Origin of the sequence: Bradyrhizobium tropiciagri (genome assembly GCF_018130545.1) — a bacterium.
In the GTDB taxonomy this organism is placed as follows: Bacteria; Pseudomonadota; Alphaproteobacteria; order Rhizobiales; family Xanthobacteraceae; genus Bradyrhizobium; species Bradyrhizobium tropiciagri_A.
Genome location: NZ_JAFCKF010000008.1, coordinates 421,620 through 435,964 on the forward strand (window position 1 = coordinate 421,620; position 14,345 = coordinate 435,964).

Annotated in this window: 8 protein-coding genes; 6 read left to right on the plus strand and 2 right to left on the minus strand. The window is 55.0% G+C overall.

Features of this window, described 5'->3' with window-relative positions; all coding sequences use genetic code 11:
* The first annotated feature begins 360 nt into the window (after positions 1-360).
* Both JQ616_RS31925 and JQ616_RS31930 read left to right on the plus strand, forming a co-directional pair.
* On the plus strand, positions 361-4,758 hold the full coding sequence (locus JQ616_RS31925; RefSeq protein WP_212021638.1) for a toll/interleukin-1 receptor domain-containing protein: 4,398 nt from the start codon (positions 361-363) through the stop codon (positions 4,756-4,758).
* A gap of 433 nt (positions 4,759-5,191) precedes the next feature.
* Positions 5,192-6,322, plus strand: a complete 1,131-nt coding sequence (locus JQ616_RS31930) for a hypothetical protein (RefSeq protein ID WP_212021639.1) — start codon at positions 5,192-5,194, stop codon at positions 6,320-6,322.
* Between the two features lie 19 nt (positions 6,323-6,341).
* On the opposite strand, the gene JQ616_RS31935 is transcribed toward JQ616_RS31930, so the two are convergent.
* Together JQ616_RS31935 and JQ616_RS39965 are read right to left on the minus strand one after the other, a co-directional pair.
* Positions 6,342-7,076: an SDR family NAD(P)-dependent oxidoreductase gene (locus tag JQ616_RS31935; protein WP_212021640.1), complete on the minus strand. Its 735-nt coding sequence runs from the start codon at positions 7,074-7,076 to the stop codon at positions 6,342-6,344.
* A gap of 2 nt (positions 7,077-7,078) precedes the next feature.
* Entirely contained in the window at positions 7,079-7,855 is a 777-nt protein-coding gene (locus tag JQ616_RS39965; RefSeq protein WP_212021641.1) for a 2OG-Fe(II) oxygenase, read from the minus strand.
* A 552-nt stretch (positions 7,856-8,407) separates the two neighbouring features.
* Here JQ616_RS39965 and JQ616_RS31945 point away from each other — a divergent pair.
* The 4 genes from JQ616_RS31945 to JQ616_RS31960 form a co-directional block, all read left to right on the plus strand.
* Positions 8,408-9,136, plus strand: coding sequence for a hypothetical protein (locus JQ616_RS31945; protein WP_212021642.1), 729 nt, complete (start codon positions 8,408-8,410; stop codon positions 9,134-9,136).
* A 1,109-nt stretch (positions 9,137-10,245) separates the two neighbouring features.
* On the plus strand, positions 10,246-10,719 hold the full coding sequence (locus JQ616_RS31950; protein WP_212021644.1) for a hypothetical protein: 474 nt from the start codon (positions 10,246-10,248) through the stop codon (positions 10,717-10,719).
* A gap of 765 nt (positions 10,720-11,484) precedes the next feature.
* Positions 11,485-12,654: a hypothetical protein gene (locus tag JQ616_RS31955; RefSeq protein WP_212021646.1), complete on the plus strand. Its 1,170-nt coding sequence runs from the start codon at positions 11,485-11,487 to the stop codon at positions 12,652-12,654.
* Positions 12,655-13,415: 761 nt separating this feature from the next.
* Positions 13,416-14,345: ParB/RepB/Spo0J family partition protein (locus JQ616_RS31960; protein ID WP_433996020.1), on the plus strand; the 930-nt coding region annotated here is incomplete at its 3' end.

The window sequence follows — 14,345 nt, forward strand, 5'->3', positions numbered from 1 at the left end:
ACACACAGAACGGGGCGTGATCGCCAGCAAATTCGGTGACAGGACAGGCAAGCGAAAAGGAGCTTGACCGAGGCATTTCCGGAGCGCGAAGTGCGGATGATCAGCGCCCCCAACATTGCGAGAGGCGGCCGCATCCGTTGCCTGGTTCAGCTCATCCCCATTGCGGGCTAATCGTTGCAGTGTGTGGGCGCCACGCTCGGTCGTTGGCCGAACTCTTCCATAAAAATGGATACGCGAAGGGGGGGGCGTCCGACGTTGGTTCTGTCGAGGAGCGGAAAGTAATTGATATCCGGCAGCAATGATGCATTCTCGTTCAGGTTGCCGAAAGGGTAATATGCTGTCCCGTGAGGCTGGACGCGGATGTCTAATGGCTTACTTTTATTTTTGAGTCATTCTGGTCTGGATGCTGAGGCTGCGCGGCAGCTTAAGCGACGCGTCGAGGCGACGCCTGCTGCGGTTGAGCGTGGTCTGAGGGTTTGGCTGGACAAAGATGACCTCTTAGTTGGTCGAGGTTGGCAGGAACAACTCGAGGAGGTCATAGGGCGGCGTGCGACGGCTTTTGCCGTTTACGTCGGGTCGCGAGGTGTCGTCAATTGGGTAGAAGGGGAAGTGCGTTTAGGGCTGTCTCGCGCGATGATCAGCGCAAGCGGGGACGGGAGATTCCCATTCATTCCGATTTTGGCGGCGGGCGCTGAGGGTGCTGAAGCTTTGCCAGGATTTGTTCGGCAGTTTCAAGCTGTTCGTGACGTAGAGAATAGGCCGGAAGAATTTCAAAAGCTGCTTTCGGCGATTTTGGACGATCGCGGAGCCGGTGCGCTGAAGCTGGAGTCGGATCCATTTTTTGGTCTGAAGGCGATCGATGAGCGTCGTAGTCATCTCTTCTTCGGCCGCGAGACGGAGACGCAGCGCTTGGTTGATTTGTTGCGGTCTTTGTCCCTCATCATCGTCACGGGCGACAGCGGCTCCGGGAAATCGTCACTTGTGCGCGCAGGTTTGATCCCGCGCTGGCGAGGCGGGGCGATAGCCGAGCTAAAGCCGATTGGAGGTGACGCAGAAGATATCTGGCATGTTGTCGAGGCGAGGCCAGGTAGCAACCCTCGCCGAGCATTAGGAAATTCTGTTTTTGAGGCAGCAAAATGCCTCTATCCTCAGGAGCCTGAGAAGTGGAATGCCTTTGGCAAATGGGCTGCTGAAGGCAGTGACGAGGAAGTTAGATATGGGCTGCAGTGCGGGTTGGATGCACGTCGCACGCGAACCTTGTTGGTATTGGATCAATTTGAAGAGCTGTGGACGCTAACGCAGCCGGAACAGCGGGGAAGCTTTGTTGATCTCTTGCTTGGACTTGTTGAACCGGGAAGTGACGCCTTCGCCGTCGTTCTAACAATGAGACGGGACTATTATAATCTTTGTTCTTCATTCCCTGAATTTTACGACAGATTGGAAGCCAATAACCGAGGGGCGGTCTTGATGTTAGGCCGTATGCGTGACGACGATTTGCGTCGGGTTGTCACCGAACCGCTACGGCTTGCTGGCGTAGAGGAAAGCGCGCGCGGAGCATTGGCTGAAGCTGTCCTGCAGGACATAGGTGAGAGACCTGGAGACCTCGCCTTACTTCAGTTTGCGTTGACCGAGGCGTGGCAATATCGAAAGCGTTATGGAGAGGATCTTGTTCGAGCCTATGTCTCCCGTGAGGTAGGGCGGGTCGAGGGAGCCCTTGCGCGTGCAGCGGAGCGAGTGTTTGAGCGGGTTTTGTTGCCTCAGTATAGCGAAGCAGAGATCGAGTCGGTCTTCATTCGTCTGGTGCGCCTTGGTGATACGGGCGGAGCAACCAGACGTTCTGCTCGGCGCCGTGAATTTGATGATCGTCGATGGAATATGTTGCAGCTTCTTGCGAATAGTGAAGGCAACCGTCTCGTTCTGCTTGTTGGGTTGGAGTACGATGAAAGGGCTGAGATCGCCCACGAGGCACTCGTTACTCAGTGGCCGCGGTTCCAGCGCTGGCTGCAAGCCGCGGCAAGCGACAAGCGGACACTTGATGCGCTTCTAGAGAGAGTGTCCACATGGGTTGCCGCCGACGGTGAGCAGGCAAGGCACGATCGCCTTGCGACAGGTGCGGATAGGGAAATTTTTGTAAAGCTCCAAGGTGCGCGGTCAGCTTGGCTATCCTCCGAGGAGCAGTCATTTGTCGAAGCAAGCCAGGCACGGCACAAAAACGAAGTTCAGCAGCAGAAGGATCAGCAGGCTCGAGAGCTTGTGGCAGCAAAGCGATTGTCTGAGGAGCAACTTGCTCGAGCCAAGGAGCAGGTCGAGCGACAGAGGGCGACGCGAAGGGTCTATTGGCTTGCTTTTGTATCAATTGCCGCCGCTCTCATCGGCGCGGTCAGCTTCATCATCTGGCAGGCTAAAACCACTACAGAAATTGCCCAGCAGCGCGATACCGCAGTAGCTAGCTCTATTTGGAGTCTCTTTGATAATCATGAGGAGAGGCCAAACGCCACTGGAACGCTAGCTTCCTACGAGGTCGACGCTTTGTGGCAGCTTTCGGCCGCGCCCGAAGCCGTCATTCATCGGTTTTGGCTGGAGATCTCAATGGATCAAAGCCGAGTGCGTCGCTTCCTCAGAGAGCCAAAGAGAATCTTGCGTGCGGCCGGGTTTCGTGGAGAACGATTGGAACTCGCTAAGCGGGGACTCGTTGAAAGGATCGCGCGAGAGAATGACCCATACGAATTGAGGGATCTTGTCCGCGAACTCAGCGACTTGGTTCAGCTTCCACGGCCTGAAGAAACCACCAGGGTGGCCGATCATCTTATCGCGGCCTTTCAGCAGGAAAAAAGGCCAGTTGAGCTCGCTGCTCTAAATCTGGCGCTCGAGCCGCTGGTGACTAAGGTCCCGGCCGATCGCTTAATTGGAATCTGCAACACCGCCTTGGCCAAGCTCTTGGCGACCACGGAACCCGAGCTGCTTCGAGCGCTGGTTAGAACCATTGATAGTTGTTCCGCACCATTTAGATCTGACAATTCAATCCGCATCACTGAGCAATTGCTTCGCTCGTACAAAGAGCATAGGTACACAGCGCACTTCATGGAATTGAACGAAGCATTGGAGAGCGTTGCTCGATGGCTTTCGCCGGAGCAACAACAGCACTTGACGGATACCCTTGTGTTGGTCATGCAGGACATGGCTGCGCCGCTAGAGCGTCTAGGAGCTTGCGGACGGTTGCTATCGAAGCTGCGGGCGAAGATTAGCGTCCAGCAAGCTTCGCTGATGGCTACTCTGCTCGCCGAGAGGACCGCTCAGGTTCACGATCCTCAGGCGACGTACGCTTTTATATCTGCATTGCAGCCATACATTGCGGCAACGCCACTCGAAAAGATCGCAGGTATTCAAGAATCTATTATCAACTCTCTGAACCGCGCTGAGTCGCGGGAACATGTCAATGAGCTTGCTGCCCTGCTCGCTCAACTGTTTCGCGAAATGACCACCGAACAAAGGGCATTCGTTGATGCGCTGCAACTGCAACCGATTCACCCGCCAAATATCGAGCCGTCAAGTATAGAGGGACTCATATTTGGTCGAAGGCAGTTCGGTCCTGAAGATTTTCTAGCCCAAGTTGGATCAGCAGCGGATGAATCCAATTTAAGGCGCGTGTTGGAGAGGATTGACGAGATATCGCAGCCCCTCACTGCTCCGGAGGTTGCAGCTGCGCTTGGCTTGATACTGGACACGTACCTGGACAGAAGCAGGATAATCTATAATCCAGACGTGGCGGTTCGGAAGCTCACAAAGAACGTTGATAGCGCCGTCAGCAAGGAAGCTCTGAGAGCGGCAGTTCGGGCCATCAAGCAAACGTCAGAAGCCGAGAAACTTCGCTTTCTGGCTCGATTTATCAGTGGCCTGCCGATCGAGATCAACGAGGATCAAAAGCAGGAAATTCGAGCTCACTTTCTCAGCCAATATTCGCAGCAAAACGGCATCCCAGCGCTTCGAAACTTTGGGGAAGCAATCGGAGCTCTACCGTTCGGGCTATCACGTGGTCAGTCTGAAGGTCTCGTTCAACCGCTTCTGTCGGCATATCGTCAAAAGCTCGATATCAACGAAGCTCGCGATCTCTCGATTCTGCTGGAAGCTCTCGGGGACAAGATCACTACCGAAAATGCGGAGCAGCTTGAAGATGCAGTACTGCAGGCACTCGATCATACGTTTGAGCCGAGTAAGCGAGAGGCGCTCGTAGATGCCGTCCGCGTGCTGGGACCGCTGCTCAGCCCAAGTTCCTCAATGAAGGCCGTCAAAATTCTCTGCCGTGGAGTTCGATCGTCTGACCTATTGCTTCTGTCTTCAGCGATGGGCAAGATGAGCAAGTCCATCGAACCAAAAGTGGGCACAAAGGAACGGCGGCTCATGCTTGAGCTTGCGAAGGTGTATCTGGGAAACAGCGGTATTTCTGATGTTGTTGAGCCTTGGGCGCAGGTATTCAATCAAATCCTGAACTCAATGTCAGAGGATGAGCACGCCAAGCAGTTCGTCGAAGTGCTGAAGTACCCCACTGCTCCGGATGAGCGGGGCGATGGAGATGGGCATTCAGCGAATTCGCTGGTGCAGGGATTTGTTGCCCGTTTCGGAAGACGAGACGAAGAGTTTTCAAATTTACGCGATTTGCTCGATTGGATAAGAGTGAGATTTCCATCAGTTGACTTGAGCTCGCGTCCGAAGCGTCCATTGGAGAGCGACGTCGACGCAGCGTGCTCGTCGGCCACGTAACGGCAAAATCGATCTTGGATCGGTCGCTTGAGCCGTTTGATCGGCCGCTGGCCAGGTTCTACACCGGTACATGCGCGAAACGAATTGCTCAAGGTTTGCTTGGGCCAAGGTTTCCATAACTTCCAATCAGCGAATGAGGGCTGTGGATGCCGCAGTGAAGAAGCTGCACACCATGTGTAGTGGACCGGCCTAGTTTGATAGCTTTCCTTCCACCGCGCGTGATCCAAGTGGAGCGTTGGTAGTGTATGTCGTGTTCAGCTTTTGATGTTGAGTAGTGCGTGCTGCTTCGGTCATCCTTTGATCGACTTCTGGTTGACGACCGCGTTCACTGCGTTATAGGGTTGCCCTTAAAGAGTTATCTCGTGCTCAATGTTCGGGTGCGCGGAGCTGCCGACGACGACTATCGGGCTTCTGTGTTAGCGGGATGCTTGCCATGAATGATCCGAAAAGATCTCATGCGCTCGGGGCGAACTCGGCTGCGATTGACGGCAGCGCTAAAGTTGCTGAACTGACGAAGCGTTTTGAGTCTCGAGCCGCGGTCCTAGAAGCGCAAGCAAGTATTTTCTTGTGGATGATCATAGGTTTGTTGTTCGCGGGGGCGTTCGCCTTCCTCTTCGCGGCCGAGATCGCCAAGTTTGATCTTGGGAGCGCTCCGACTCTCGCCGAGCAATACCAGACCGCAGATAGGGCCTATAAAGACAATGAACAATCGATCTCGCAGATCGACAACCTAATAAAACAACTCGGAGACGATAGCGCGGTCACCGCCAAAATTGATGTAAGCATCAAGGATGCTCAGACGCGACTTTCTGCTCTCATCGAACCGCTCATGCTAAAGTGCGCCGTGGTGCACAAATCGTACACGATCAATCCTCTCGACTTTGATTTGGGTGTGCTGGAGTCAGCTAATCGCAAGGGAGAATTTTACATCTTAGCGCCTGGCAGCACGCTCTATTTTGATTCGAAGGATTCTGCATCGCGATGCGCCGATGACATTAGAGGTCGAGAGGCGGATATCAGGTCGATCATTGGGGAGATTAACCAACTTCAGATAAATCGATCAGCCAGCAAGAGTCAGTTTAGTGCAGCCCAGGCGGCAAGGATTGCCGAATCCACCGGGGAGAAGCAACGATTTGAGCAAGAGGGGAAATCGTTACACTTCTTAAGGGCTGCACTAATCGATCAAATTTTGTTCGAAAAGCTCTACGGCAAGAACGCAGCTAGGGTCCTGCCTCCAGCCTCTGGAACTGCAGCAGCTAACTCGGAGACCAAGAATGACACACAGGTAAACTGGCCGGCAATAATTCAAACGAATGCAACCAGATATGGTGCGCTTCTCATAGTGTTTTTTCTTGTCGCGATTTTGGTTCCGCAATATCGATACAATGTTCGGCTTGCGAGCTATTACCAATCTCGCTCTGACTTGATTGTGCTTTTGAACGGCAATATTCCCAGCACCGAATTCGCACAGATCGTAGCGGCGATCACGCCGACGATCGATTTTGGCAAGGCACCAAAGACACCAATCGAGCAACTGGTGGAGGTTGCAAAGCTTGCAAAATAGCAACCCAACGCATGCGCGTTTAATTTGTTGCGCGTGATCCTCCCTCGTCCAACAGAAACACCTTTCCTGACTCCTTCGAACTATCAAGCCTCACAATCTCGTCTACGACGGCTTCGGTGGCAATCGTTCCAGGAAAATCCACTGGACAAATGGCGTTTGCGCGAATTGCTATGTTCTCATATTCGGAGGCGAGGTGACATGTCAGATAGTTAAGAGCTGCCTTAGACGCACTATAGAATCCTTGACCAAAACCTGGATAGACGTTTAGGCCGGAGACGCTTGAAACATTGATGATGTTTCTGTTGAATTGCCTATTCTGTTCGGCGCTCTTCTTCCAGAAGTAATCAACAAAGGAAGACGCAAGCAGGACCGGCGCGATCGCATTCAAGAACAGTTGATCCTGAACGCTCGCTAGGTGGCTCCACGTATACTTGAGCTCTCCGTAGAAACGAATGTCTGCTGCCGCATTGACTAAAAGGTCGATCTTGCCAAATCGGGCGAGGCATACTTCTACGATCCGCTTTTGGTCATCTGCTTTCTTCAGATCAGCCTTGATGAGATACGGCAAACTTAACGACTTGCACTGAACTGTCTCGCGCGTGAGTGGATCGAAAGATTGAACGAGTTGCGAATCGAACTGTGATGGCAGGTTCTGATGGTACACGCCCAAAATATTATAGTCCGCCGACAGTCGTTCACAAATCCTGGATCCCAGTTTGCCGGCGGCGCCGGTAACGACACATACACGCCTCATGTTTAGGTCCACTTAGCTATCGAGGCTTTGCCAAATTTCGCAGAAACTGTTTCAACAGTTGAATGAGCCCAAAGCACAATGCAATTGCGCTCTATCTGCAAGTTGCTCCGGAATGAATGATACGAATGCGGCGTGCATTCGAATATAATCAACGAATTGTTTACGGGCGGGACACTCGCCGAAGCGTTTTGGATACTATCGAAAGGGGTTTCATATAGACCTGTATCACCTCCATAGCCTGGAGCCCAATCCGAATTTGCAAGGTAAAAGATCAGCGCCACTGAGCGAACGACACACACTGGCTCGATATGCCGATCTCGGCACACCCCGGTCGAATAGTTGCAGCCAGCGTGATCTGAAAGCACGATGTTCGTCGCTCCGCAGGGACCGGGAAACCATCCTACGCAAAGATCGTTGTGAATCCATCCATTCGCACTGCCGACGCGATGGTGATGCAGTCCCCCATCAATGTGCCCAGTCGTTGCGACTCCGACTAGATTGCTAATAAGGTCGTGCCATTCACGCGAAAAAAATGGATAGAACAAAGCGGCCGTGGACGGAGTGACGCCCATCGTCCAAGCATCATATCGGCTGTCTGAATTATTTGCCTGGCCGACTTCAGTGACGTTGAATTCCGTGAGGGTGTTCCTGAAGTTTAGCTCGAGGGTCTCGTATATCTCTCTCCGAAATACGTTCGTCGCACGCAGGTGTCGGAACGGCCTTTCATATTCAAACCAGCGCTGCCCCGACAGCATGGTGGCGATGTTGTCCCGAGCCATGGGTCTCACTTCACCTTACTAAGTCGCCGTGTGGCCGCCCTGGTTTCTATCTTGCTTCACGGTGATCCCTGATCTCCCGGACCCGACCCAGGTCAGTGTTGGGGGCCAGGCTGTGGTCCGGGCTGAGGCCCGGGTTGCGGTCCCGGCCGGGTGCGCTGGCCGTTTGTGGCCGGTTGCGGACCGGGTTGTGGTCCGGGCTGCGGCCCGGGTTGTGGTCCGGGCTGCGGCCCGGGTTGTGGTCCGGGCTGCGGCTCTGACCGTTTGCGCTGGCCATTTCTGGCTGGTTGCGGGCCTGGCTGCGGACCTGGCTGCGGTCCCGGTTGAGGTCCGGGCTGCGGTCCTGCCTTTGGACCGAATTGCGAAGGACTCGTATGATGTGTTTGAGGCGCCCAAAGAGTCATGCTGCAATCCCCTACGAGCGTGATCGCTTCAAAAGCCCTTGGGCTTGCTCACCTTTCTCGCGGGTAAGGGCGCGGGCTCTTGGCAACTCGCTATGAATGAACGATTATACGGATACCACCATAGCTAGATATTGAGCGGACTGCACCAAAAATGCGACGTGAAATTGTAATTGCCGACAATTTCTACGAGGACCCGGATGCCGTCGTCCGGTACGCTCACTCCCTCCAGTATATGTTTCCTTACAACACACCTGAGGACGGGATAGAGGGTAAGCCGATTTTTTGGCGAACTTCTAGATTTCGGCAAAGCGCTTGTTGTCCGATAAAGTCATCGCAGGCCATTATTGATCGACTTGAATTTCTAACGGGCGAGAAGATCGACCTTGACCACTGGAATTTGGATTTCCCCGTTGACTGCCAAGGCTACCCAATTAACGAATTTGAAAAGATTCCTCGCGGCTGTTGGTGGAACGGGGCATTCCATGTGAAGCACTGGAGTGCTCAACAGCTTGGGGAGGGGGTCCACAGCCACACTGATACCGACATTTGGAGTGCAGTTGGTGTCAACGGTTGGGTGGGGCTCATATATTTGAATCGGGACGGAGATACGCGAGCCGGACTGCACACCTGGGCCAACAAACACAAAGATCGTCAGCACGACTGGATGACGCCACCCGAAAATTGGCTAGAAATAGACACTCTAGGTAGCGTGTTTAACAGACTGATCCTTCACCGCGGGGGACTACCGCACAGCGGGGCCCCAGGTTGGGGCACGCAAGTTACCGACGGTCGGCTGTTTCAGACATTCTTTTTCAGAACGCTGATGGTTTCGGAAGCGCCTCCGATTTCGGATCCTTTTGCCGTCTACCGACAACAATGATGATCTTCATTGAAACGATTAGTTTTGATTCTCGCCGTCGGAATCCGAAAGGTGCGTTGGCGGCCCGCAAGAACGCCAAGGAGGCGATCCAGCGTCCAGAATGGAGCCGCCATCGGTCTGTAAATCCCGAAGACTCCCCTGTCGTCTACGTTGCTGAACAAAAGAAGAAATCGAAAGCAACGATCACAGTCCGACTAAGTTGCTCCCATAGCAGCGTTGGTTCGCTCGAGGTTCGAGTGGCAAAGCACGTTGCTGGCCGCCGGGTTGCTTTTGTGCGTGGGTCAACGAGATTGACGACGTTCAAACTCTTGCGCCCACCGCCTGTCTTCGGTCGCGTCGGCATATGGGATGTTGAATGGAATTGGCAATACAGAGTTCGGCGAACCGAAAAATGGCAAGACCTCTATACCACACGCCATCGATTTTATATCGTCCAAGGATTGCCAACAGCTCCTTGGAATCAACTTCGACCTCACTCCTCAAATACAAGGCTCCCGTGGACCGATGTGCTCAACTATTCATGCCGGTGGGCAGAAGGCGCCGCGACGGTCAAGTCTGCAGCAGCTCTTGTGACGAAACGAGTGAATGGTCTTGGTTCGAATGTGGTCACGTATGATTGTCCTGGCGGAGGAAGTTCTCATTACTCTTTCCCTAACTTTGACCTTTCAGCTTTTTTAGATCGGCTAGGCGGCGGGATAGGAAATGGGATTTATGTCAACTGTAGTGATTGTGCATCTATCGTTTCAACCTTCGCCAACGCGCTCGGCTGTGACTTGTGGCAATCGACCATGGGCTACGGATTTGCGCTAAACAAGGTCCAATCGATTGGCAGCAAGAGGTGGCGGACTCCCTGTGGATGGACCTCCTTCAACTATCACGAAGCAGCGTGGACGGGAGGATGCACTGTTGACGATTGCGTTTATGACGCGTGCCTGCATGTTAATGGTCACAATGATCCCACGCAGCCGCCCAATGAACCACTTTTGCCAATGAGCATGAAGTTTGGGAATGTCGGAGACCTCCTCTATCGCGATAGGTTAGCCTCTCCGGCTGGGCGACCCTTGTGCAATCCGAGGCCAGCTTCACGCCAACGACGCAAGGTAGAGTAAATGGACCCTGAGCAGCGCAGATTCTTGAAAAAAAAGTACGGCGCTGCTGCTTGGCCCCGAGTCAAATCGCGAATTGGTCGCCGCAAAAGCTTGAATCTACAAGATTTGACACTTCCTAATGCCCGACTGATCAAGCTGAGCAGGACAGATACTACGAGGCCATCAAGAGTTCACGCAATCTGGCAGCTCAACGATGACCCCGATTGCATGATCGCGGTCAGTGTCTCTGTCTGGGCGTCGGTCGGTGCAACGCATGATGAATTGCTAAATCTCCTCGGAACAATTCAATCTGGGGACGTGACACAAGACGCTGATCAGAGCGCCATCGGAGAGATTGGATTTTCGATCCACGATACGATGAATCTCTTTGCAACCGGAAATGTTGTAGTCATGGTTCGCAACGCTGGAAAGCACGTAGTATCAGTTCGTCGTATCTCGGAAATAGTTGACCTGTTCATCAAGCGCAATGAATAAAGCCACGATCGATTCCCTCTTCCGTCGACTGAATTGCGCCCATGTTGCGCTATCAGGAAGACGTCCGGGTGTAGAAGACGTCCGGTGTGGATACTGCAGTCGATTGCCGGAAAGCGGCCAGGTAATACGCCACTTTGCGCGCTAAGCGTGGAGCCCGCCTCTCCTCTACTGTCGGTCCGCGATCTCAAAGTCTGGTCGGGGAGAGGGTAGAGTAAAATTGGAGCCGGCACCGCGTTGGCAAACGCGCACAAAACTTCATCATCGATTCTTGTTTTCCTGAGTGTGCCTTCCAACGCATTTGCAACGGAGGCAACCGCCGCGGTAGTTCCGCTGGGACTGAGATAAGGTTTTGAAGGCAGTTCCGTCGGCTTGCACCGACCTGATATGCGTAACTTTTCGTACTGCAGGAGCCCCGAATATTTTCATTCTGTGTAAAAGGCAGTGTTTTGGAGAGGATTTGAGGCTCTCCCGTCGCCAAGGGAGAGAACCTGACCTGCAGTAGTCGAGCAATTCTTTTTCTAGATTCTCTCCCTCCCGGGATTCGTCCATAACGCAGACTTAAGTGAATGCCATCGGCGGGCTGTTGAGAATCGCATTTTCGACCGGCACCTTTAGTGCGACAATTCACCTCGGAAATCGTCCCGATGTTTGATGGCTGCCAGCCTCTTTCACGGTGAAGCGCTAAACGGGTCTGGCGCGATCCGACCGTCGTCCTTGCGTCATCCGCGCAAAGAGAATGTTCCATCGATATTAAGAGTTGCGCGCATGCATACTGAATTTACCCGGAAGGAGCTATACGACCTCGTGTGGTCTCAACCGATGAGAACTGTGGCAGCCAGCCTCGGTATCTCCGACGTTGCCCTGGCAAAGCACTGCAAGAAGGCTGACATTCCTGTACCCGAACGAGGATACTGGGCGAGGAAGCAAGCTGGAAAGCCAACCATACAAATCGCGTTGCCGCCTCGGTTTCCGGGGGCCTCTGATCGTGTGGGGGAATCGGGGAGCAATAGCTATTGGGGCCCGGATTGGGCAGAAAAAGTCAAGGAGATCGCTGTCCCACCTGTCCCCATGTTTGATGAGGATATGGCCTCCGTCGAACAGCGCGCCAGAAGGCTGGTGGGCGAGGTCCGCTGCAGGCGGGCATTTGAACCCGCGCATCCACTCGTGGCGAAACTTCTTGCTCGTGACGATGAGCGGCGGAAAGATTTCGTGAAATGGCGTTCGGATTACTACGCGCCGAGGTACGACGCTGGAATCGAACGGAGACGGCTGCTGATCATCAACGCGCTCTTTCTGGCCGCTGCTCGTCTTGGATGTCGGCCTTCAATGAACACCTCGAAATACGGCCAAGACGCGGGTAGCGAAAGAGATATCTGTATCACCATCGGCCGTGCCCATGTGCACTTTACAGTCGAGCCGATCAAATCAAAGAAGGAAGGCCAGAAGGAACGTTTGTGTCTCGCTTTCGGCGCAGCGCGCGATCGAGCAAACTCGAATAGAGTCTGGGAAGATAGCGACGAAAGCCGGTTGGAGGGCGAGCTGACGGAGGTTTTAGTCGAAATGCTGGTCAGCGCGGAGCTCTCTTACCGCGGTGGCCTCGTGCGACATAGAGAATGGATTATTGAGCGAAAGCGTGCAGCTGAGGCTGAACTTAGGCGACGGCAGGAAGAGGCCGAACGAAAAGCGCGCGAGCTTCGAGAAAGGTTGGAAAGGGAACGGATTCGACGTTTGCTGTCACAAGCCAGGGCGCTGGACCGCGCCAACCAGATCCGGACTTATGTGGAATCAGCCCGACTACGAGTTGCCGAGATACCAATGACTAAAGCTGAATTTGAAGAATGGGCAAGTTGGGCGGAACGAGAAGCAGATCGTATAGATCCGCTGAAGAGCGGTATGATAGCGCAAGCTATTCAGGAGCATTGTGAGGAAGGGTGATCTTGTGCGCTAGGATCTGAGGTCTTCTGATATTTGCTCTCGTAGCAGTCTGCTCGCGCCTGAAGGCGCTACTCGTCGGATCGGTAACGCGTAGACAAAGGCTCGCGACGAGATCGAACCTCAGCTCGGTCATCGTGCTGTTCTGCTTGGCGCGTGCGGCAACGGGCCGCACCGGGCTCTCCGTAAACCGAGCCGCGTGGCGTCTCGGCCATTCGGCTGCGATCCCTCACGCAAGCAAGAGATAATCAAGAGATAATAATGTGTCGCTCGCCGGAGGCACTCGCCCGCGGGCCCCGCCGGCATTGCATGCCGGCGTCGCTGTCACTGTCCCGCGCTCGGGTACCTTGTTGACCGGTCTCACGACTGCAGTCGGCTCGGTGCCCGCGGTCATTGCATGACCGCGTCGCTATCACTGCCCTCTCGCCGGCTGCCTTTTTCTCCAGGCATGACGTCGTCGGATCTCTCTTCTCGCAAGAGAGCTCAGGGGCGTCCGCCCCTCGCGCGCACCAGGGTAAAGCGCCGGCTTTCGCCGGCGCCGACCCGAGCGGTCTCCCCGGTCTTCCGCGCTGCGTTCACGCCTCCGACTTGGGCGACATGGCGCACGCGCTTGTGCAGACCCGCTCTTCGAGCGGCCCTGTTCGGGCGGGCGATCCCCCTCCGCCCGGGTCGCCCTGGCACTTGCTAGCCCGGGTCTCGCCGACGGGCAGGGGCGCAGGCGCGTGGTGCGCCTTGCACCCATGGAAGCAAAAGGAAGAATGATCATGTCGGCCAAATCACTGGGAATACCAAGCGGAACGGAGGTTCGCGTTCCGCTCAGCAAGCTCAAGAAGTCGCCCAGGAATGCTCGTAAGACGCCGCATAGCGAGGCGGCGATCGAGGCCTTGGCGGCGAGCATCGCCGCCAAGGGCATCCTGCAGAATCTGGTCATTGAACCGGAGGTGGATGGCGAGGGGGCGGCTACGGGGTTCTTCTGCGTGACCATCGGCGAGGGCAGGCGGCTGGCCCAGCTGCTGCGGGTCAAGCGCAAGGAAATCAAAAAGTCCGAGCCGATCCGTTGCATCGTCGATACCGCGAACGATGCGCACGAGATCAGCCTGGACGAGAATGTCACCCGGGAAAGCATGCATCCCGCCGACCAGTTCGAGGCGTTCAGGAAGGTCGCGGATGAGCGCGGTTTTGGCGCGGAGGAGATCGCCGCACGGTTCGGTGTCACGCCCAATGTGGTGCGGCAACGGCTCCGGCTGGGCGCGGTTTCCCCGAAATTGATCCAGCTCTATCGCGATGGCGATCTCGCCCTTGAGCAGGTGATGGCCTTTGCGATCACCGACGATCAGGCGCGGCAGGAGGCCATCTATGAGCGTCTCTCCTGCGATGGCGATGCCTCGACCATCCGCCGTCTGCTCACCGAAACCCATGTCGCCGCTACCGATCGGCGGGCGCGTTTTGTCGGGCTCGAGGCCTATACGGAAGCGGGCGGGACGATCCTGCGTGACCTCTTTACCGAGGATCGCGGCGGCTATCTGGAAGACGTCTCGCTGCTCGATCTGCTGGTGACGGCAAGGCTCGGCCGCGAGGCCGATAGCTTGCGGGCTGCGGAGGGATGGCGCTGGACGGAAGCCCATCTCGACTTCCCGCATGCGCACGGCATGCGTCGCGTTTATCCGCATCCGGTCGAGCTTTCGGCGGAGGAT

Coding starts and splice junctions, on each gene's coding strand:
- JQ616_RS31935 (WP_212021640.1), bottom strand. CDS start 7,076: ATGAGGCGTGTATGTGTCGTTACCGGCGCCGCCGGCAAACTGGGATCC.
- JQ616_RS31950 (WP_212021644.1), top strand. CDS start 10,246: ATGGACCCTGAGCAGCGCAGATTCTTGAAAAAAAAGTACGGCGCTGCT.
- JQ616_RS39965 (WP_212021641.1), bottom strand. CDS start 7,855: ATGGCTCGGGACAACATCGCCACCATGCTGTCGGGGCAGCGCTGGTTT.
- JQ616_RS31945 (WP_212021642.1), top strand. CDS start 8,408: ATGCGACGTGAAATTGTAATTGCCGACAATTTCTACGAGGACCCGGAT.
- JQ616_RS31930 (WP_212021639.1), top strand. CDS start 5,192: ATGAATGATCCGAAAAGATCTCATGCGCTCGGGGCGAACTCGGCTGCG.
- JQ616_RS31955 (WP_212021646.1), top strand. CDS start 11,485: ATGCATACTGAATTTACCCGGAAGGAGCTATACGACCTCGTGTGGTCT.
- JQ616_RS31925 (WP_212021638.1), top strand. CDS start 361: ATGTCTAATGGCTTACTTTTATTTTTGAGTCATTCTGGTCTGGATGCT.